Source organism: Flavobacterium sp. ACAM 123 (genome assembly GCF_000264055.1).
Lineage (GTDB): Bacteria > Bacteroidota > Bacteroidia > Flavobacteriales > Flavobacteriaceae > Flavobacterium.
In genome coordinates, this window is sequence record NZ_AJXL01000044.1 from 1 (window position 1) to 20,658 (window position 20,658).

The following is a 20,658-nucleotide window of genomic DNA, read 5'->3' on the forward strand; positions in this document are numbered from 1 at the left end:
ATTCGTGAAGAATGCAGCTTTTTTAATTTTCTCTATTTTGTTCGTGTTAAACCGTAGATATATTTTCATCCCATTAGAGCTGGAACTTAATTTGCTATTGTAGGATTTGCTAATTTGAACCAAGAAAAAGTACGAATGGATATTCTAATTTTTAATTTAAATATTTTTCAGTTGATTGCATTTTTGCATATAGTCCACCTAGTGCATTTAGACCTGACAAATAAGATTCGGTTACTTGCTCTCCCGTGATTATTTTTCCATTAAACTCTCTGTTTCTTGTTGTAACCGCATCAGTAATTATGGTGTTATCAAAACCGTAGTCTAATGCTGCTCTGGTTGTTGACGCTACACACACATCAGTCATCATGCCACAAATTACTAATTTAGCTATGTTGTTTTCCTTTAAATAATCAAGCAATTCAGTGTCTCTAAAACTGTTTGGATAGTGCTTTGTAATTACTTTTTCTGTTTCAAGAGGCGTGACACTTTTATGAATTTCAGCACCCTTTGTATTGGGTAAAAAGAAATTTGCTCCTTCTTGAACTGCAATGTGCTGCACGTGGATAATAGGTATTCCTTGCTTTCTAAAATGAGCTAGTAAATGTTTTGCTTTTGTTGCTGTTTCGTCTGCCGCTGCTAATTCCATTGTTCCCCCTGGAAAATAATCATTTTGAATGTCTATAATTAGTAAGGCTGTTTTGGTATTTTCTGTAGTATTATTTTTCATAACTTAAATTTTTTTAAAATTTTGTTTTAACGCTAATGATTAACTAAATGTTTTCGTTTAACGTCTATTTTCAAAGATACAACAAAGTAACAGCGAGTGCATTGATTTGGATCAAGAAAGGCGTTGGCGTATTAGACTGTAATAGAATAATACTGGGGATTAATTGAATCAAAGGTGTTTTTTTTGTTTCCCTAGCAGCTATTAAATTGTCTTTCGTAGCATCTTTCTCTCTTTTAGTATGCGATTGAGATGCGTGAGGGATAGCAGCGAAAATCCTCCCGTTTTTATCGGGAGATTGTAGCGAATAGCCCGACCAAGCCGCAACGCAGTGGAGGCTGGGACACGCCCAGATTAATGAGATTTTAGAAAGTGTAGAAATGATTGGGGATTTGTATTTTGACTTCCAGTTATTGAAGAGAAATGGTTAGGAGGTTTCTAAAAAAAGTATACCTTTAGCCAATTAAAAGTTAAAAATAATGCAAGAAGATAACAAAGAGGAATTTAAAAGAGAACTCGGATTGATGGATGGAACCATGCTGGTTGTGGGTTCCATGATTGGCTCGGGAATATTTATTGTGAGTTCAGACATGGTACGTCAATTAGGTTCAGCCGGATGGCTCATCGCTATGTGGGTGCTTACTGGGACCATTACGGTGATTGCTGCAGTGAGTTACGGGGAGTTAAGTGCAATGTTTCCAAAAGCGGGCGGACAATATGTATATATCAAGGAGGCATATGGAAAACTTATTGGTTTTCTCTACGGGTGGAGTTTCTTTGCCGTGATACAAACCGGTACTATCGCTGCCGTAGGAGTTGCTTTTGCTAAGTTTACGGCATACTTATTTCCAATTGTTAGTGATAAAAACATCTTGTATGAAATAGGCGATTTTAATTTGAATGCTGCGCAGATTGTTTCCATTTTTACTATTGTTTTACTGAGTTATGTTAACAGTCGTGGTGTCAAAAACTCTAAAACTTTACAAACGTTTTTAACAGTGATTAAAATTTTATCATTGGCAGGTTTAATCATTTTCGGTTTTTTTGCCGCTAAAGCTGAGGTTTGGGATGCCAACTGGACAAATGCTTGGGTTTCTTCGTCACTAGATGTGACTACTGGATCGTGGATGCCTATAAGTGGAATTACTTTGATCTCTGCCATTTCAGCGGCCTTAGTGGGTTCGCTGTTCTCTAGTGTAGCTTGGGAAGGGGTGACTTTTATCGCAGGGGAGATTAAAAATCCAAAACGCAATGTGGGATTGAGTTTGTTTTTAGGAACTTCAATCGTTTGTGTGATTTATGTATTGGCTAATCTGATGTTTCTGGCCGTAGTGCCGTTACAAGAAATAGCTACTGCCCCATCAGACCGTATTGGAGTAGTGGCTTCACAGTATATTTTTGGGGCTATAGGGACTTTGATTATTGCCGTGATGATTATGATTTCGACTTTTGCCTGTAACAACGGATTGATTATGACTGGTGCCAGAGTGTACTACACTATGGCTCAAGACGGGGTATTTTTCTAAGAAAGCAGCTCAGTTGAATAAATTCAGTGTTCCTGAATGGTCTATCTGGGTACAGTGTTTTTGGGCTTCAGTTTTGTGTTTGACCGGGAAGTATGGCGACTTACTAGATTTTGTAGTCATTATCGTTTTGATTTTTTATATACTTACGATTTTAGGGATATTTATTCTTCGCAGAAAAATGCCAAATGCCGAAAGACCATATAGAGCTTTTGGTTATCCATTTTTACCTGCATTCTATATAGTTGTAGCCACTGCAATTTGTATCGCCTTGCTATACACTAAAACAAGTACGAGCGGTTGGGGTGTCGTGATTATGTTACTTGGGATTCCGGTTTATTATTTGGCTAAGAAGAAGGAATAATTCAATAGTATTTAAGATACTGTGTTTAGTATTTAATCCTAATATTTTTATAGGATACTTAAAAAGTATTTACCAACAATAGGTATGAAAAATCTGTTTCGCATCGTTTTAAAGAACGATCCGGAACAGATTTTTTTAATTTGGGTATATTGTTTTGGGTGCATTATTCAGTACTTTGTTTGAACGTTTCTATGTGATATAAAACAAGTAATTATATAGAAACATATCTCTGTTTTGCCAAAAAGGGAATTACGTATAAATTATTTTTCCTATCGTTTAAAAGCGTTCTTTAGTTAAATTGAAGCTCTTTTTTTTCTACTTTTTATAAGGCCACTATTTTTATTTGGTAGATAAATAGCGGTATTATTTTTTGACAGATAACTACTTCTTGAGTTAGATAAGGTCAGTAACTTTTTAAAAACTGTTGCTGTTTTATTTTTTGTGGGGTAAAAAACTTAAAAACAGATGATCATAGCTTTATGTTATCATCAAAGGAGTAGTTTAGAAAATTATTTTTTACGAAATATATAGATTTTCTTTAACTAAAGCGAAGCCTATTTTTTATTTTTAGAAAAAAATGGATCTTTATATGTAGTGAAAGACTAACGATGTTCTTTAAAACAGATTGAAAAAAAATCCGTCTCGTCTCGTTCTTAAAAAAGAGACGAGACGGATTTTCTATTAAATCCAGGCTGGGCTGCTGAAAGTTTTAATCTAAAACTTGAACTAAAAACTAAAAATTGAAACGGCTTTACCAAACCTGTAAACGATATGCTAGTAGTACGTGAAACGTCTTACTTTAGCAATATATTTTGCCAATCGGATTACTTGGTGACTGTATCCATATTCATTATCATACCAAATATATAATACGATATTTTTACCGTCATTAGAAACGATTGTTGCATTACTGTCATAAATCGAAGGCGCAGATGTACCAACGATGTCGGAAGAAACCAATTCGTTATTCGTAGAATATTTAATTTGTTCTACTAATTCGCCTTCCAATGCATATTTTTTCATAATGCCATTGATTGCAGTAATAGAAGTTTCTTTCAATACTTCAAGGTTTAAAATAACCAGTGATCCGTTAGGAACGGGAACACGTATTGCGTTAGAGGTCAGTTTACCTTCGAAAGACGGTAACGCTTTAGCGACAGCGGTACCTGCTCCCGTTTCAGTAATTACCATATTCAAGGCAGCAGCTCTACCGCGACGGTATTTCTTGTGCATGTTGTCAACCAAGTTTTGGTCATTTGTATACGAGTGTATGGTCTCTAAGTGTCCTTTTACCACGCCCAAAGTATCTTCAACTGCTTTCAATATTGGAGTGATGGCATTTGTTGTACAAGAAGCGGCAGAGAAAATATCGATATCGTCTGGGTTGTATTCGTTTTGGTTTACACCATGAACAATGTTGGGGACCCCTTTACCAGGAGCAGTCAATAATACTTTATGCGCCCCTTTTGAAGCTAAGTGTCTGATTAAAGATTCTTTAGTAGTGAAAGCACCCGTATTATCGATAACTAAGGCATGGTCAATCCCATAAGAAGTATAATCAATTTCTTCGGGGGCATTTGCAGTAATGACATGAACAGTAGTACCATTTATGATCAGTGCGTTGTTTTTTACATCAGCAGTTACAGAACCTTGAAAATCGCCATGGATGGAGTCATAACGCAATAAGGAAGCTCTTTTTTCAAGTGTCGAAGCGTCATTTTTATCTCTGGTCACAATGGCTCTCAATCGCAATTGATTTCCTTTTCCTGTTTTAGACATCAGCTCTCTTGCCAGTAAACGTCCAATTCTACCAAAACCGTATAAAACCACATCTTTCGGCTTGACTTCTTCCGATGATTTGGCTTCTTTTAATTTGTCCAATACAAAATGTCTTGCATCCGGATATTTTTCTTCTTCTAATATGTATTCGTAAGTCAGTTTACCGATATCTAATTTCGAGGGTGGTAAATCCAATGATAAAACAACTTTGGCTATTTCTACCGAGTCGAAGATGGTGATCGGTTTACCTACAAATTCTCCGGCATACTGATGCAAATTGATAATGTCGCTTACGTTTTTGTCCAGCAATTGATTTTTAAATAAAACCATTTCTATGGATTTATCATACCATAAATCACTGACAATCTTGATTAATTCTACTCCCGCACGTCTTCTGTCGACCTGAAATGAAACTTCTTTTTGATACAAAGGTGTCTTGTTCATATTGAAAATTTGAAAAAATTTAGTCCGTTATTTTATTAAATTTGGCGCAAAAATACCTATTTCAATCGATTTCGTAAACTATTTTGATATTTTTTTTCAATAAAAAAAGCCAGTACTTTTTTTATTGTCTGGCTTTATTTTTAATGTAGTAGGGAACTATCAAATAATGACTCTGAAAATTTCCCCGCTTTTATTGATCATCTCGAGTCGAACGCTTTGACTTTCTTCCTTGCTATTTAAAAGTTTGGAAACCGTCTCGATATCCTTCGCTTTTATATTATCAATACTCAGAATGATAGTGCCTTTCAGCTCAGCGCTGTATTGCATTAAATTCTCATTTGTTATGGATTTAATTTTTACGCCATAATTGATGTTGAATCTCTTTTTATCTGCGGCATCGATGTTCTCCAATTCGATTCCTTTAAATTCGGTGCTGAAGAATTCATTTTTACTAAGTACTACAGGAACAACGCGGTTTTCACCGTCTCTGGTATAGGTAACCTGTATTTTATCGTCGGGTCTTTTGGTGTTGATGTATCCGGAAAGGTCTGCATATGTTGCAATCTTTTGTCCGTCCATTTTTACAATAATGTCTCCTTTTTTGAGCCCAGATTTTTCAGCACCCGAATTTTTTGTAACGGCACCGATGTAAAATCCTTCGGTTTGATTAACTCCCAATGCTTTAGAAGCGGTTGCATTTAACTCTCCACCCTCTACACCTAATATTCCTCGTTGTACGTTCCCGTACTCCATAAGATCCTCGATGATTTTTCTGGCTATATTCGACGGTACAGCAAAAGAATAGCCTACATAAGAACCGGTCATAGAGGAAATCATAGTATTAATTCCTATTAGGTCTCCACGAGTGTTCACTAAAGCACCACCGCTATTTCCTGGATTTACTGCGGCATCTGTTTGAATAAAAGACTGGATCCCGCTGGTCCCCAAGTCTCTGGCTTTCGCCGAAACGATACCTGCCGTTACTGTTGATGTTAAATTATATGGATTCCCGACTGCCAGAACCCATTCGCCAATTTTTACGGAATCAGAATTCCCGAATGTGGTATAAGGGAGTGTTTCTTTAGCATCAATTTTTAGCAAAGCGATATCCATTTTTGAATCGGTACCTATGAGTTTTGCTTTGTAAGATTGTTTATTGTTTAAAGTAATTTCAATTTCAGAGGCGTCCTTTATTACGTGATTGTTCGTCACGATATAACCATCGGCGGAGATAATAACCCCAGAGCCGGTTCCAACCTGCTCCTGCGTCTGTCCGCCTTTGTAGCCGTAATAGTATTCCAGCATGGGGTTAGAAACGGTTTTATAGGATACGTTTTTCACGTGGACTACCGTATGAATTGTTTTTTCGGCTGCTTCGGTAAAGTCAATTACATCTGGAGATAGTCCTACTTTTTTCGCATAGGAGTCTGTAGCGACGGTTGTTATTGGATTTTTGGTTGAAGGAAAATAGCCATTACTGTCAAATAATAACTTATATGCTCCTAATGTTACGGCGCCGCTCAAAAGAGATGCCAAAAAAAGCTGCGAAAATCGATTCATAATAGAGTTAGTTTTACGTTATTTGTAACACAAAATTAAGGCTAAATAAACTGTTTGAAAAACAGTTTAACGCTCTTTAACAGCGATTAACATTTCATTAATAGTTCGTGCTTTTGTGTAATACAATTTAAAGAAAATGCAGGTAGAATTTTATAAGTATCAGGGAACGGGAAATGATTTTGTGATGATTGATAATCGCTTGGAAACTTTTCCAAAACAAGATCGCATGCTGGTAGCGCATTTATGCAACAGACGTTTTGGGATAGGCGGAGATGGTCTTATTTTGTTGGAAAACGATATAACATCTGATTTTAAAATGGTGTATTACAACTCAGATGGAAGCCAAAGTACTATGTGTGGTAATGGAGGAAGATGTTTGGTGGCTTTCTCCAAAAAATTAAATATTATTGGGAATAGCACTACGTTTAATGCCGTGGACGGCTTGCATCATGCTACAGTTAGTGAAAACGGCATCGTATCATTGCAAATGATTGATGTTTTGCATATTAAAAAAGAATTGGATTATACCTTTCTGGATACGGGTTCTCCACATCATGTTCAGGTAGTGGATGATTTAGAAAATTACAATGTAAAAGAACAAGGCGCCGCAATTAGATACAGTGAATTATACGGAAAACAAGGAAGCAACATCAATTTTGTAAAGAAAATAGATGCTACCACTTTTTCGCTACGCACCTATGAAAGAGGCGTAGAAGAGGAGACTTTAGCTTGTGGAACGGGCGCGACCGCTGTTGCAATAGCGATGAATGCAACGGGAGCAACAGATGCTACTTCAATAGATTTGAACGTGGAGGGCGGAACACTCGTCGTTACTTTCGATAAAAAGGACAATCAATATACTAATGTGTATCTTAAAGGACCCGCTGAATTTGTTTTTAAGGGAACTGTAGAAATATAATTAGATCCCTAATCTCAATCTTTAACTCCTAAATTCTAATCTCAGTAATGATAACCTTAAAAGGAAACAATATATACATCCGAGCTCTCGAGCCCAATGATTTAGAGTTCATTTATGCCATAGAAAACGAACAAACGATGTGGGAAGTGAGTAATACTAATACTCCTTACAGTCGGTTTTTAGTGAAACAATATCTCGAGAATGCAAATCAGGACATTTATGAAGCCAAGCAATTGCGATTAGCTATTTGCCAAGACGAGGACTTTCCTGCGGTGGGATTAATTGATTTATTTGATTTTGATCCAAAAAATAATAGAGCAGGTGTAGGTATCGTAATACAGGGACTGGAGAATCGAAAACAAAATATTGGTTCTGAAGCATTGGGATTACTAATACAATATTCGTTTGATAATCTCAATTTACATCAATTGTATGCAAATATTGGCATTGAAAATGAAGCAAGTAAAGCTCTTTTTAGTAAATTTGGTTTCGAATGCATCGGTATAAAAAAAGATTGGAATCTTGTGAAAGGTATTTATAAAGACGAAGCCATTTTTCAATTAATTAATCAACAATTTTAAAATTTTAGTTTTGAACATAAAAAAAATTATAGCAACACTGTCAATAGTTGTAGTATCTGGATTGATCATTTATGGATTTATCCTAGTACAACAAATTTTTGCCGATAATACTAAATTTACTGAAAGTGAGGTTTATGTCTATGTTCCGACAGATGCCAATTATTCAGAAGTCAAGAAATTAATAGCCCCTTATATCGACAATTTAGATCGCTTCGATATGGTTGCAAATAAGATGAGCTATCCTCAAAATGTCAAATCAGGGCGATTTTTATTGACCAAAGAAATGAATAGTTATAATCTCGTAAAAGCGATGCGGTATAATGTTCCCGTAAAATTAGCTTTCAACAACCAAGAGCGGGTGGAAGATTTTGCCGGACGTATAGGTTCTCAAATTGAAGCAGATAGCTTATCGCTGCTGACATCTTTTAAAGATTCTATTTTCCTCAAGGAAAATGGTTTTACTAAAGAAAATATATTAGTGATGTTTATTCCTAACACCTATGAATTTTATTGGAATACTTCGGCCGATAAATTCCGAGATAAAATGATCAAGGAATACCGTAATTTCTGGAATAAGGAGCGCGTTGCAAAAGCAGAGCAGCAAGGATTAACGAAGGTTGAAGCAACGATTTTAGCTTCGATAGTCCACAAAGAATCCGTCAAAAAAGACGAGAGACCAAGAATCGCAGGAGTGTACCTGAATCGATTGAGGCTGGGAATGCCTCTTCAGGCAGATCCTACGGTGATATATGCACTGAAATTGAAAGCAAATGACTTTGATCAAGTTATTAAAAGAGTCTTCTATAATGACTTGACAATGGCATCTCCTTACAATACCTATATGAATACTGGACTTCCTCCGGGCCCGATTGCAATGCCGGATATAACCGCTTTGGAAGCCGTAATCAATCCTGAAAAGAATGATTTCATCTATTTCTGTGCCAGTGTCGAGCGTTTTGGTTACCATGAGTTTGCGGCTACTTTAAAAGAGCACAATGTAAATGCCAAAAAATATTCGGATTGGATTACTGCCCAAGGCGTAAAAAGATAATTTTGAAGTGTAAAAGCAATTCTTTTTTTTTACTTTTTTTATTGCTGTGCGTCCACGTTAGTTTTGGACAAAATAGAATGGAAGGTTTCCTTAAACCGTCCGATACCTTAAATAAAACCAGAAAGAGCACTGTAATCGCCGTTGAGGCAATAGTAGGCACCGGAGCATTGGTTGGCTTAAACCAACTTTGGTATGCTGATTATCCGAGGTCTGCTTTTCATTTTATCAATGATAATGCAGAGTGGCTACAAGTGGATAAGGCGGGACATATCTACTCCTCTTACCATTTGGGCAGACTGGGAGCAGAAATGCTGGAATGGAGCGGAGCTACCGAAAAAGACCAATTGATCTATGGATCAGGTATGGGATTTGCGTTTTTGACCGCTGTTGAGGTTTTAGACGGGTTTTCTTCTGAATGGGGTGCTTCAACCGGAGATATAATTGCGAACGCTTCAGGGACGGCTTTATATGTCTCGCAGGAGTTACTTTGGAAAGAGCAACGCATTACACCAAAATTTTCTTTTCATACCACACAATATGCCCAGTACAGACCCAATGTTTTAGGAAGCTCTTTTGCAGAGCAAATTCTAAAGGATTACAATGGACAAACCTATTGGCTTTCCGTTAATTTGCATTCCTTTTCCAAAGGCTCAAAAATACCCAAATGGCTTAATTTAGCGATTGGTTATGGAGCAGACGGAATGATAACGGGGAGAGGGATAAATAACGAGCTGTTTTTGATGTCAAAAATGGAAAGATCGAGACGGTTTTATTTGAGTTTGGACGTTGATCTGACGAAAATTGACACAAAATTCCCTTTTTTGAAGACAATTTTCTCGGTTTTGAACACTTTGAAAATCCCAGCGCCAACGATTGAATACTCACACCATGAGGGATTTAAGGGTCACATATCCTACTTTTAGGTAAGTTTAACAAGTTGATTTTCAGCTTTGTGAATTTTGTTGTACCTTTGCAGGCAGAAATTTCTTAACGGGACAGCGTTTTGAAGAAAAACAATTTATGGTAAAGAAGTGGTATTTTTATACAAGTTTAGCTATTATGATAGCCTTTTTAAGCGCAGGTTTTAAACCTCTTAAGATTGAAGCAAATCAATGGTTTCTAATAAAAAACACAGATGGAATAAGGTACTTATTTCCATCAATACAGGAAGATGATTACACCAAACTGAATATTCCCTTCACAGGAAATTTATTTATTGGTTTCAAAGAAGCACTCGGATATAGAGAATCTGAAAACAAATACAAAACAGTCAATTCTCTCGGTTATTTAGGAAAGTACCAGTTTGGTAACGCAACCCTAAAATCTGTTGGAATATACGATACTTCTTTATTCCTTCGAAGTCCTAAGATGCAAGAAAGAGCCTTTGTGGCCCTTTTATCAAAAAACAAATGGATATTGCAAGATGTCATCAAGAAGTACGATGGTAAGGTTGTAAGTGGAATTCTGGTTACAGAATCGGGGATTTTAGCAGCAGCACACCTTGGCGGTGCAGGTTCTGTAAAGAGATATTTTAAAAATAATGGAAAAAAATATATCAAGGATGCATACGGGACTTCAATACGAAGTTATATGGAAGCATTTGGAGGATATGATACTTCATCGATAATCGCAAATGTAAATGCAGTTGCGAGTTTGAATTAATTTACAAGGCAAGATAAAAAAGAGGCAGTTAATTTTTTTGTACTGCCTCTTTTTTATACACTTTTTTAACGGACTTTAAAAATTTCTCCGTGAGAGTGAACGATAAATCGCAACGTTCGCCTGACTTTTTTATTTTAAGGTTGTACTTTTTCTTCCTCATATCACCTTCTTCTTGAGTGTATAAGTATTTGTCATTAACAATGATATAGTCCGGAAAGGTGCGGTAAATAGAATAAATCACTTCGTTAAGTAATCGTACCTTTTTATAATTCTCGACAACGGGAATTAAAGTCCCTTTTCCATCATATGTTGCTATATAAGAATCGTTCTTAGTTTCCTTATTAATAGATTACTTTCGGCATCTTCATAGGCTTTACCTATATCAAAGGCAGTAAACGGTTCTTCTAACCGTCTTACATCTTTGTCAGGGTTATTATCGGGTAGATAGACTGAAAAGTCATCTCCGACACTTTTAATTACTACAGCAGGTAAATTCGCTACTTTCATAATTTCTTCCTTCTTGACCTTCTCTTGTGAATAAGAGCATACAGTCAAATCTAAAAATAATAAAGTAATAATTAATGTTTTCATGATAGTTACTTTTAAGTCAATATTCAAATAGATTGAATGATTAAAATTTAAGGACTTTATATCTATTTCAATACGACATTATTATAATGATTATCAATGTATTAAATTAAAATCAGCTCTTTTATTTCCGATTTGGTGTTAATGGTTTCTTTATGGCATGTTGATAAATGGGAATAACATCTAATTTTTTAGAAGGAAAAATTACTTCGCACTGAAACAAAGTGGGAATGAATAAAATATATTTTTGAGGTACCCTAGGCTTCTTGCGTACTTAGTCTATTCGTTTGGTTGCAACTGATTTTGTAAAAGAAAACTGCCCAGTATTAATTGGGCAGTTAGATAGGATTCTTTTTTATTAGCGTTCAGCTATAATTTCACCATCAGAATGAACCGTCAACTTCCGACTTTCCTTTCCTTTTTTAATTTTTAAATTATACTGTTTTTTTAAGATGTCTCCTTCTTTTTGAGAATAGAGGTACTTATCATTTACAATTTGCCATCCAGGGAACTTTTTGTAAATTTCATAGATTACTTGGCGTGGTAGGACTACGTTCTTATAATTTTCGACTACAGTAATTAATTTCCCCTTTTCATTGTATGTGGCAGCCAAAGAGCCTCCTTTTATCTCCATGTATACGAGGTACGTTTCATACCCCTCATAGTTTACTCCAAGATCATAGGCTATGAAATTATCCTGCAATGCTCTAACTTTAGGGTCTGCATTTCTGTCGGGTAGATAGACTGAAAAATCATCTCCGATACTCTTAATTACTACAGCAGGCAAATCCTCCACTTTCATAACTCCTTCTTCCTTGACTTTCTCTTGAGAATAAGATGAAGCGGTCAAACCTAAGAACAATAAACTAATTATAAACGTTTTCATGATATTGAGTTTTAAATTAATATTTAAGTTAGGTTAAATAGTTAAAATTTGTGGGCTTTTTAAGATGACAGTCTATTAGTGAAGCTAAAAATTAGCAAATTATATTCCTTTGTTGTCTGACTGTCATATGTTTAAAGTAAAGGTAGCTTTTTTATTTAGTGTTCGGTGTTAATGGTTTCTGTATGCCATGTTAAAAAAAACGGGTAATATACTATCTATTTTATTAGGAGAAATAGGCCTTGTGAAAGATAAAATTAGAGTCTAAAACATACAGCTTTGATTTGGTTCTAAAACGATTAGCTTGGTCGTCCTTTCAATTTTGAGTGATCCTTATTAAAAAAGAAACTACCCAAATTGTATTGGGCAGTTCTAAGTGATTCTGTTTTAGTAGTCAGTTTTGAGTTATAATTTCGCCGTTTGGATGAACAGTTAACTTTCGACTTTCGTTTCCTTTTTTAATTTTTAAATTATATTGTTTTTTGATGATATCGCCTTCATTTTGAGAATAAACATACTTATCATTTACGATTTCCCATCCTGGGAATTTTTTATAAATTTCGGAAATCACTTTACTAGGTAATATTACATCCTTATAGTTTTCGATGACACGAAGTAATTTTCCGTTTTCGTTATAGGTGGTAGCCAAAGAGCGTCCTTTTATTTCCATGTATGCGAGGTACGTTTCATATCCTTCATAGTTTAATACAAGATCACAGGTGATGAAATTATTGTGCAATGCTTTAACTTTTGGATCTGTATTTCTATCGGGTAGATAGACTGCAAAGTCATCTCCGATACTCTTCATTACTACAGCTGAAAATTTTTTCATACTCAATGGGCCAGTATTTTTTGTTTGTGAGTACGGTAGTGTTGTTAATCCAAAAAATAATATTATTACATTTAAATACGCTTTCATGATAGTTGATTTAAATTATTGATGACATAATTTAGAATAAATTTAAAGGCCTACAAGTTACTTCCCCTTTTCATTTTTTCAAATTAGTCTATTTTTTTTGAAAAATAATAATTTTATTTTGAGTCTTTTTGAATGAAATTGTAATTGCTGCAAATCCACACTTATTTTATGTAACTGTCATTAAATGTGAGTTTTAAGTTTTGTTAATTAACATTAACTAATAGTTTTATAGATGATTTTTCTTTATAAAATAAGTACCTAAGTTAATTTCTCCTTCTGAAAGAATAGCGGTTTTTATCTTTCAATTGTTTTTTTGTATCGTTCAGTTAGAATTCTGATTGTACTATAAATGAAAAAAACACCAACTTGCGATTGGTGTTTTTTTGTTTTTTAAGGGATATGAATTGTGTATTATTCTCCTATAAGGATTTCTAATATTTTTATGGCAGCATCGCTAATTTTTGTACCAGGACCAAAAACGGCTACAGCGCCGGCATCAAATAAGAATTGATAATCCTGTGAGGGAATAACTCCACCTACAACGACCATAATATCTTCTCGCCCATATTTTTTTAGCTCTTCAATTACTTGCGGAACTAAGGTTTTATGTCCTGCGGCTAAAGAGGAAACGCCAAGTATATGAACATCATTTTCTATAGCCTGTTTCGCTGCTTCAGCTGGAGTTTGAAATAAAGGGCCAATATCCACGTCAAAACCAACGTCAGCATAGCCAGTGGCCACCACTTTTGCGCCACGATCGTGACCATCTTGCCCCATTTTTGCAATCATGATTCTAGGACGGCGTCCTTCCTGTTTTGCAAAAACATTTGCTATTTGTTTTGCTTTTTCAAAGCTTTTATCGTCTTTTATCTCTTTACTATAAACCCCACTAAAAGATTTAATTTGTGCTTTATATCTTCCATAAACAGTTTCTAAGGCATCACTTATTTCACCCAATGTAGTTCTGTTTCTTGCGGCATCTACGGCTATTTCCAGTAAGTTCCCTTTTCCGGTTTTAGCGCAAAGGATCAATTTTCGCAATAATTCCTGTACTTTTTCGGTATCTCTGCTTGCTTTAATTCGATCTAATTGCTCCAATTGTTGTTTGCGAACCATTTGGTTGTCGACATCTAAAATGACTAAGGGATCCTCTTTTTCTAGTCGGTACTTATTTACACCTACAATAATATCCTGTCCGCTATCGATGCGCGCCTGTTTTCTTGCGGCTGCTTCTTCAATTCTAAGTTTAGGAATACCTGCTTCGATGGCCTTGGTCATTCCGCCAAGTTCTTCCACTTCTTCAATCAGCTTCCAGGCATGTTCGGCAATTTCATGCGTGAGACGCTCTACATAGTAGCTTCCGGCCCAAGGGTCGACTGTTTTAGTAATTTTTGTTTCTTCCTGTAAATAGATCTGCGTATTTCTGGCAATTCGAGCTGAGAAGTCAGTAGGTAAAGCGATGGCTTCGTCCAATGCGTTGGTATGCAAGGACTGGGTTCCTCCAAAAGCTGCTGCCGAAGCTTCAATACAGGTACGGGCTACATTATTAAAGGGGTCTTGCTCTGTTAAACTCCATCCGCTGGTCTGGCAGTGGGTTCGCAAAGCCAACGATTTTTCGTCTTTTGGATTAAACTGTTTCACCAGTTTAGCCCAGATCATTCTACCGGCACGCATTTTAGCAATTTCCATAAAATGGTTCATGCCAATAGCCCAGAAAAAAGAAAGGCGTGGAGCGAACTCATCGATTTTCATTCCAGTTGATAATCCCGTTTTAATGTATTCTAGCCCGTCTGCCAGAGTGTAGGCTAATTCAATATCTGCTGTTGCACCTGCTTCCTGCATGTGATAACCGGAAATAGATATGGAATTAAATTTAGGCATTTTCTTGCTGGTGTATTCAAAGATATCGGCAATGATTTTCATAGAGGGATCAGGAGGATAGATATACGTGTTACGCACCATGAACTCTTTTAAAATGTCGTTTTGTATCGTTCCTGAAAGTTGCTCCGGTTTTACCCCTTGCTCTTCGGCTGCGACAATATAGAAAGCCATGATAGGTAATACTGCGCCGTTCATTGTCATTGAAACTGACATTTCTGACAAGGGAATCTGATCGAACAATACTTTCATATCTTCGACTGAGTCAATGGCAACCCCCGCTTTTCCTACATCACCCACAACACGTTCGTGGTCTGAATCGTAACCACGGTGCGTGGGTAAATCGAAAGCGATGGATAGTCCTTTCTGTCCTGCGGCAAGATTGCGTCTGTAAAAAGCATTACTTTCCTCTGCTGTTGAAAATCCGGCATATTGGCGAATTGTCCAGGGGCGACGAACATACATAGTGGTATAGGGTCCTCTTAAATAGGGCGGAAAACCAGCACCAAAATCAATATGCTTCAAACTTTCAATATCTTTTTGAGTATAGGTGGATTTCAGTTCAATGCCTTCGGCCGTAAAAAAGTCAGCAGTCGGTGCATATTGTGCTTGCAACGCGGGTTTTTCTTTTGACTTTTGACTATCTAATTGAATATGTTGGAGGTCATTTCTTATCATTTGTGACACTAATTTACACGTTATATCGACTGGTGACAGTTCGATGCTATTATTCTAAATCCAGACGTTCTTGTTCTACTTTTTCAGCCAATCGTTTTTCAATTATTGGAGTAATCAAGGTTTTTCTAGGCTTCACTTTTACAAAAGGGAACAATTCTAAATCCTGTTTCATTCTGTCGTCTTTGTTTGGGTATTTATTGGTTCCCAAAAGGACTTCTTTTCCTGAGTCAAAAAGTGCCTGTTCTTTATCGGCACTTTCCTGTATCTTTCTTTTGATGACGCCTTCATTCAATTGTTTTAGAAAACCACCGTTGGCTTCGATATCTTTGAATAAAACCAGCGCTTTTTCTGCTAATCGGGTAGTTATTGTTTCGATATAATAACTTCCGTCCGCCGGATTATTTACTTTGTCAAAATAGCTTTCGTTTTTCAAAACCAACAATTGGTTCCTAGCGATTCGATCCCCAAATTCATTGTCTTTATGATATAATGAATCGTAGGGCAAATTAGCGATTGCATCTGCGCCTCCTATGATTGCCGACATACATTCTGTAGTAGTTCGCAACATATTTACGTTGTAATCATAAATCGTTTTATTCCGTTTTGTGGGAGAAACTAAAAGATGGCATTCTAAGTTGTGGTTGTATTCTTTAGCGACTAAAGTGAATAGTAATCGCAATGCCCGTAGTTTTGCAATTTCAAAGAAATAATTGGTGCTCACTGCAACCTGAATAACTATCGGTTGACTTATAACCGGAATTCTATTAAAATATTCATTAGCATGAGCTAAGCTATACGCAAGCTGCTGTACCATGTTAGCTCCCGCATTTTGATAGAGGGTTGAATCAATACTGATTATTGAACTATCTGGGACTGCAGTAGAAAGTAAGTTTAGCGAATCAAAATTATTTTTATCTTCAGTTGTAAACCAATTCCCATCTCGGGCTAACTGTCCTATGGGATCTAAGTTGTAATAGGCAATTGCCTTTTTCTTGTGGATGATTGTCTCAATTGTTTGCACGAAATCGATTGAGAAAAATTTAAAATTGAAGTAAACGGCAACGTTTTCTAAAGGGAGTTTTTCTAAAAGTTTAGCTACGTCTATCGTATCATTTTCCATAGTAAAACGAAGACTGTCTGCACCTCTTTTTAAGGTGTCCAAAGCTCTTTCCACTGACTTCTCAATATCGAAAACAAAGATGTTTTGACAAATTTTAAATTCGGATGCTTTCGTGTTTACGGCCGCTGCTTTTGTAAACTCATCTTTATGATAAAAAGGTTTTACTTTAATGTCCTCTGGTGAATTCCAGATCAAGGTTTCATTGTAATCTGCTCCCTTGAGTTCAAACTGGATTTTTTGTTTCCATTGTTTGGAAGAAACAGGATCGAAATCGTCGAATAGATTAGTAGCCATTTTAATTTTGATTTTTAATAATTCAAGATTTATTATTTTTTTTCTATGCTGTCACCTTCAAATTCTATGATGTAAATATCTTCGCTGTCTTTTTTCATGTAGTACTTTTCGCGAGCATATTTTTCTATTTGTTCTGGATTCTTTAACTGCTTAATTTGCTCCTCGTCTTTTTTGATTTCTTGCTGGTAGTATTCTTTATTGTCTTCCAGTTCATCGACCTGATTGTTTAAAAAACGATGATCAAAATAGGAATAGTTATCCAAGAAAATCATCCAAAGAAAAAAAAAATAATAACACCCATATATATTTATTGCTTAAAAATTTAAACCAAGGTTTGTCTTTATGCGGATTTGTCATATTTTATTTATTTAGCCCCGAGTACAGTGAAAGTTTAATAGTAATAATCTGGATTGAAACAAAAAACGGTTGCCGATAGCGAGCGGGATCGTAGGTCCAAATTGTTATAGGATAAAATTACAATAAATTATAGAATTCTCTGATTTATTACGGCACGAACTACGTCAATAGCAACCGTATTGTATCTGTCATTGGGTATGATGATGTCAGCAAATGCTTTTGTAGGTTCTATGAACTGCTGATGCATGGGCTTTAAAGTGTTTTGATAGCGGTTCAAAACTTCGTCCATATTGCGTCCTCTGTCTGCAATATCCCGTTTCATACGTCGGATTAGCCTTTCGTCAGAGTCGGCATGAACGTATATTTTTACGTCAAACAAATCACGTAACTCCGGATTTGCCAGTATTAAAATACCTTCCACAATCATCACTTTTCTGGGATGGGTAGTGATGGTGTCTTCCGTTCTATTGTGAGTGACAAAAGAATAGACGGGTTGCTGAATTGTTTTCTGTTCTCTAAGCTCCTTTAGATGGGCGACTAACAATTCGAAATCTATAGCGCGAGGATGATCAAAATTTAGTAAGGCACGCTCGTCAAAAGACAAATTGTGGTTCTCTTTGTAATAAGAATCCTGTGAAATTATCCCTACTTCCGTTTCGGGTAATTCATTCATAATCTGATGAACTACGGTAGTTTTTCCGCTTCCTGTTCCGCCTGCAATCCCTATAATGAGCATAAAATGGTTTTGTTATATATTGGTACGGCAAAAATAGGAATTTAATCGGGAGTGTTTTTTGTTTTTTGAAAAAAATAGTAGGCTTTAAATGTAGTAGCTATTCCGGCTATCCGTTTCAAGTTTTTGCCCCTAAGCTTTTTTTCTAATGCCCAAAAAGAGCTTTCGTTGGCCGCTTTTTAAGGTCAGGAAAAAAATAGCTATTGGACTGCAACGCTTTCCACTGCTATCCAGGTTATTTGTCAATCAGGGGTAATCAGAGGAAACTGGCAAGATTTAAATTTTAATAGGGAAGACACGGTAGGGTTAAAGGCAAAAAGAGAGAACCAAACAAATGGCTCTCTCTTTTTAAAAAGAATTCAGATCTTACTTATTTACTCTTTTTTGCTTTAATCATCATTTCCAGTTGATCCCAAAGTTCCTCGGGAATAGCTTCCAACATATTAAATTGTCCAGCGCCTTTCAACCATTCACCACCGTCAATAACCACGACTTCACCATTTATATATGCAGAGAAATCAGAAACCATGTAAGCGGCTAAATTGGCTAATTCTTGGTGGTCTCCCACACGTTGTAACGGCACTTTTTTTGCCATATCAAATTTTTCGGCAAGATCACCGGGCATCAATCTGTCCCAAGCTCCTTTGGTAGGGAAAGGCCCAGGTGCAATGGCATTCGTACGGATTCCGTATTTTGCCCATTCCACAGCAAGACTTCGCGTCATTGCAAGAACTCCTGCTTTTGCAGTAGCGCTAGGTACAACATAAGCCGAACCAGTCCAAGCATAAGTAGTAACGATGTTTAATACCGTTGAAGAAGTTTGTTTGCTGTCAATCCAATGTTTACCAAAAGCGAGTGTACAGTTTTTTGTTCCTTTTAAAACGATATCAATAACAGTATCAAAGGCATTGGCTGACAATCTTTCTGTTGGGGAAATAAAATTTCCCGCTGCATTATTCAACAAAACATCCACTTTTCCAAAAGTTTTCAATACGATTTTCAACATGTTTTCTACCTCTTCATAATGGCGTACGTCACACTGTATAGGCAAACAAGTACCTCCGGTTGCTAATTCCAGTTCTGAAGCAGTATTTTTTAGTTTGTCTAAGTCTCTAGAGGTAATGGCAACTTGTGCTCCTAATTCTAGGAAATACTTGGTCATTGCTTTTCCTAAACCGCTACCGCCACCGGTAACAACAATTACTTTTCCTTTTAACGCATCATCGCGTAGCATTTTATCTGTATAACTCATAGTGGTTTTTATTTTTTTTCGTATTGTAAATATAGAAAAAATTAAATAGTATGCATGCATATTAAAATCAAAAATTCATGGGGATTAGATTTTGCATAACCTTTTCGCCGCTTCTTCCAGAGTCGCATTGTCTTTTGCAAAACAAAATCGGATTAAATGGAGGTCTTTTCTGTTTTCATAGAAAGTAGAAATAGGAATCGCTGCCGCACCATATTCCGTAATTAACCGGATACAAAAAGAGATGTCATTTTCAGAAGAAATTGCAGCGTAGAAAGCTACTTGAAAATAAGTTCTTTCACAAGGCAGGAGTTCAAATCGACTAGTTTTGAGTAGCGTTCTAAAATAATCCCTTTTTTCTTAATACAAGTTTCCAATCTCGTCAACGGAAACCAGATCCAAGTACTCGCTTATCGCTACTTGGTATAAACTATTGACGCTGAAAACTAAAAATTGATATACTTTTTTGATTTCATTCATTAAATATTCCGGAGCCACGAGATAGCCTATTTTCCAACCGGTGACGTGAAATGATTTTCCAAATGAGGAAACCATGACGCAACGGTTCAGTAGATTTAGGCGTGTGTGCCGAAATGTGCGTGTTTTCAAAAGTGATGTACTCATACACTTCGTCGGAGAGCACGATAATTTCCGAATATTTTTGTAATAAGAATTCTAAGATTTCAAAATCAGATTGGGTCAAAATTTTGCCCGTTGGATTGTGTGGGCTGTTGATGATCATTATTTTAGTATTGACAGAGCATGCGTTTTCGATGGTATCCCAGTTCGGGGTGTAATCATCGTTAAGTGAAACGCGTACCGGCTTTGCATTGCATAATAAGATAGGGGCTTCATAGCAGTCGTAACTTGGATCAAGTATAATGACTTCATCATCAGTTTGCACTAAGGCTTGAATAGTTGCGAAAATTACCTGAGTGGCACCTGCGGTTACCAGTATCTCTGTTGTGGGTAAAATAATTCTCTTATATGAATTCTTGACTAGAAGCGCTATGTTTGACAATAAAGGAGAGTAGCCCGCCGTGGGAAGGTATTGGTACACATTTTCTTTGGCCAAGTGAATGACAATATCCGTTAATACGTTGTCAACCGGAAAATTTGGAAATCCTTGCGAAAGATTAATAGCGTCATGCTCTGCGGCCATTTTTGACATTACGGTAAAAATACTCGTACCAATATTTGGAAGTTTTGACATGCTTTTCTTTTAGTACTTTATAATTGAGCAAATGTTTTGAGTTAATACGCTGTTTATTAGAGATTCGGAGTTGTTGCGTTAAATAAAGAAAGACACTGTGTGTGTAGTGCCTTTCTTTGATTGATCTTTACTTTTTTTC

General features: G+C 36.3%; 16 protein-coding genes and 3 pseudogenes. 6 read left to right on the forward strand and 13 right to left on the reverse strand.

The window, feature by feature from the left end; all coding sequences use genetic code 11:
* Positions 1-151 precede the first annotated feature (151 nt).
* Positions 152-727: a cysteine hydrolase family protein gene (locus A3SG_RS0109670; RefSeq protein ID WP_016989824.1), complete on the reverse strand. Its 576-nt coding sequence runs from the start codon at positions 725-727 to the stop codon at positions 152-154.
* A 476-nt stretch (positions 728-1,203) separates the two neighbouring features.
* On the opposite strand from A3SG_RS0109670, the pseudogene A3SG_RS19590 reads away from it, so the two are divergent.
* A pseudogene (locus A3SG_RS19590) lies at positions 1,204-2,611 on the forward strand (APC family permease).
* Between the two features lie 774 nt (positions 2,612-3,385).
* Here A3SG_RS19590 and A3SG_RS0109680 read toward each other — a convergent pair.
* Positions 3,386-4,834: a glyceraldehyde-3-phosphate dehydrogenase gene (locus A3SG_RS0109680; protein WP_016989825.1), complete on the reverse strand. Its 1,449-nt coding sequence runs from the start codon at positions 4,832-4,834 to the stop codon at positions 3,386-3,388.
* Between the two features lie 159 nt (positions 4,835-4,993).
* On the reverse strand, positions 4,994-6,394 hold the full coding sequence (locus A3SG_RS0109685) for a trypsin-like peptidase domain-containing protein (protein ID WP_016989826.1): 1,401 nt from the start codon (positions 6,392-6,394) through the stop codon (positions 4,994-4,996).
* Positions 6,395-6,530: 136 nt separating this feature from the next.
* Between A3SG_RS0109685 and dapF the strand changes: the two genes are divergently transcribed.
* The 5 genes from dapF to A3SG_RS0109710 all read left to right on the forward strand — a co-directional run bounded on the left by dapF (position 6,531) and on the right by A3SG_RS0109710 (position 10,607).
* Positions 6,531-7,313 (forward strand): diaminopimelate epimerase, encoded by a 783-nt coding sequence (dapF, locus tag A3SG_RS0109690; protein WP_016989827.1) that lies wholly within the window; start codon positions 6,531-6,533, stop codon positions 7,311-7,313.
* Positions 7,314-7,360: 47 nt separating this feature from the next.
* The gene (locus A3SG_RS0109695) at positions 7,361-7,894 is read left to right on the forward strand and encodes a GNAT family N-acetyltransferase (protein ID WP_016989828.1); all 534 of its coding nucleotides are present in this window, start codon (positions 7,361-7,363) and stop codon (positions 7,892-7,894) included.
* A gap of 10 nt (positions 7,895-7,904) precedes the next feature.
* On the forward strand, positions 7,905-8,945 hold the full coding sequence (gene mltG, locus A3SG_RS0109700; protein WP_029596720.1) for an endolytic transglycosylase MltG: 1,041 nt from the start codon (positions 7,905-7,907) through the stop codon (positions 8,943-8,945).
* 77 nt (positions 8,946-9,022) lie between these two features.
* Positions 9,023-9,868 (forward strand): DUF2279 domain-containing protein, encoded by an 846-nt coding sequence (locus A3SG_RS0109705; protein ID WP_016989831.1) that lies wholly within the window; start codon positions 9,023-9,025, stop codon positions 9,866-9,868.
* Between the two features lie 97 nt (positions 9,869-9,965).
* Positions 9,966-10,607, forward strand: a complete 642-nt coding sequence (locus tag A3SG_RS0109710) for a hypothetical protein (protein WP_016989832.1) — start codon at positions 9,966-9,968, stop codon at positions 10,605-10,607.
* A gap of 312 nt (positions 10,608-10,919) precedes the next feature.
* Here A3SG_RS0109710 and A3SG_RS22305 read toward each other — a convergent pair whose 3' ends face one another.
* From A3SG_RS22305 to A3SG_RS19600, 10 genes and pseudogenes are all read right to left on the reverse strand, one after another.
* Positions 10,920-11,198 carry a hypothetical protein gene (locus tag A3SG_RS22305; RefSeq protein WP_016989833.1) on the reverse strand — a complete coding sequence of 93 codons (279 nt, stop codon included), beginning with the start codon at positions 11,196-11,198 and terminating at the stop codon, positions 10,920-10,922.
* Between the two features lie 355 nt (positions 11,199-11,553).
* Entirely contained in the window at positions 11,554-12,081 is a 528-nt protein-coding gene (locus tag A3SG_RS0109720; RefSeq protein WP_016989834.1) for a hypothetical protein, read from the reverse strand.
* Positions 12,082-12,472: 391 nt separating this feature from the next.
* Positions 12,473-12,997, reverse strand: a complete 525-nt coding sequence (locus A3SG_RS0109725) for a hypothetical protein (protein ID WP_016989835.1) — start codon at positions 12,995-12,997, stop codon at positions 12,473-12,475.
* Positions 12,998-13,408: 411 nt separating this feature from the next.
* Positions 13,409-15,553: a methylmalonyl-CoA mutase gene (gene scpA, locus A3SG_RS0109730; RefSeq protein ID WP_016989836.1), complete on the reverse strand. Its 2,145-nt coding sequence runs from the start codon at positions 15,551-15,553 to the stop codon at positions 13,409-13,411.
* A gap of 49 nt (positions 15,554-15,602) precedes the next feature.
* Positions 15,603-16,967, reverse strand: a complete 1,365-nt coding sequence (locus A3SG_RS0109735; RefSeq protein WP_016989837.1) for a methylmalonyl-CoA mutase subunit beta — start codon at positions 16,965-16,967, stop codon at positions 15,603-15,605.
* A 32-nt stretch (positions 16,968-16,999) separates the two neighbouring features.
* Positions 17,000-17,324 (reverse strand): annotated as a pseudogene (locus A3SG_RS0109740) (FtsB family cell division protein).
* Between the two features lie 127 nt (positions 17,325-17,451).
* On the reverse strand, positions 17,452-18,060 hold the full coding sequence (gene udk, locus A3SG_RS0109745) for a uridine kinase (protein ID WP_016989839.1): 609 nt from the start codon (positions 18,058-18,060) through the stop codon (positions 17,452-17,454).
* Between the two features lie 367 nt (positions 18,061-18,427).
* Positions 18,428-19,309, reverse strand: a complete 882-nt coding sequence (locus tag A3SG_RS0109750) for an SDR family oxidoreductase (RefSeq protein ID WP_029596722.1) — start codon at positions 19,307-19,309, stop codon at positions 18,428-18,430.
* A gap of 84 nt (positions 19,310-19,393) precedes the next feature.
* Positions 19,394-19,861, reverse strand: a pseudogene (locus A3SG_RS22965) (aminotransferase class I/II-fold pyridoxal phosphate-dependent enzyme).
* On the reverse strand, positions 19,779-20,519 hold the full coding sequence (locus A3SG_RS19600) for an aminotransferase class I/II-fold pyridoxal phosphate-dependent enzyme (RefSeq protein ID WP_316945224.1): 741 nt from the start codon (positions 20,517-20,519) through the stop codon (positions 19,779-19,781). The pseudogene A3SG_RS22965 and the gene A3SG_RS19600 overlap by 83 nt, the downstream one beginning before the upstream one ends.
* Positions 20,520-20,658: the final 139 nt, after the last annotated feature.

What these genes read in the sequence shown, in the direction of transcription:
- dapF (WP_016989827.1), top strand. Translation starts at nt 6,531, where the DNA reads ATGCAGGTAGAATTTTATAAGTATCAGGGAACGGGAAATGATTTTGTG.
- udk (WP_016989839.1), bottom strand. Translation starts at nt 18,060, where the DNA reads ATGCTCATTATAGGGATTGCAGGCGGAACAGGAAGCGGAAAAACTACC.
- A3SG_RS0109710 (WP_016989832.1), top strand. Translation starts at nt 9,966, where the DNA reads ATGGTAAAGAAGTGGTATTTTTATACAAGTTTAGCTATTATGATAGCC.
- A3SG_RS0109705 (WP_016989831.1), top strand. Translation starts at nt 9,023, where the DNA reads ATGGAAGGTTTCCTTAAACCGTCCGATACCTTAAATAAAACCAGAAAG.
- A3SG_RS0109720 (WP_016989834.1), bottom strand. Translation starts at nt 12,081, where the DNA reads ATGAAAACGTTTATAATTAGTTTATTGTTCTTAGGTTTGACCGCTTCA.
- A3SG_RS19600 (WP_316945224.1), bottom strand. Translation starts at nt 20,519, where the DNA reads ATGTCAAAACTTCCAAATATTGGTACGAGTATTTTTACCGTAATGTCA.
- A3SG_RS0109685 (WP_016989826.1), bottom strand. Translation starts at nt 6,394, where the DNA reads ATGAATCGATTTTCGCAGCTTTTTTTGGCATCTCTTTTGAGCGGCGCC.
- A3SG_RS0109735 (WP_016989837.1), bottom strand. Translation starts at nt 16,967, where the DNA reads ATGGCTACTAATCTATTCGACGATTTCGATCCTGTTTCTTCCAAACAA.
- A3SG_RS0109750 (WP_029596722.1), bottom strand. Translation starts at nt 19,309, where the DNA reads ATGAGTTATACAGATAAAATGCTACGCGATGATGCGTTAAAAGGAAAA.
- A3SG_RS0109680 (WP_016989825.1), bottom strand. Translation starts at nt 4,834, where the DNA reads ATGAACAAGACACCTTTGTATCAAAAAGAAGTTTCATTTCAGGTCGAC.
- A3SG_RS22305 (WP_016989833.1), bottom strand. Translation starts at nt 11,198, where the DNA reads ATGAAAACATTAATTATTACTTTATTATTTTTAGATTTGACTGTATGC.
- A3SG_RS0109695 (WP_016989828.1), top strand. Translation starts at nt 7,361, where the DNA reads ATGATAACCTTAAAAGGAAACAATATATACATCCGAGCTCTCGAGCCC.
- scpA (WP_016989836.1), bottom strand. Translation starts at nt 15,553, where the DNA reads ATGATAAGAAATGACCTCCAACATATTCAATTAGATAGTCAAAAGTCA.
- A3SG_RS0109670 (WP_016989824.1), bottom strand. Translation starts at nt 727, where the DNA reads ATGAAAAATAATACTACAGAAAATACCAAAACAGCCTTACTAATTATA.
- A3SG_RS0109725 (WP_016989835.1), bottom strand. Translation starts at nt 12,997, where the DNA reads ATGAAAGCGTATTTAAATGTAATAATATTATTTTTTGGATTAACAACA.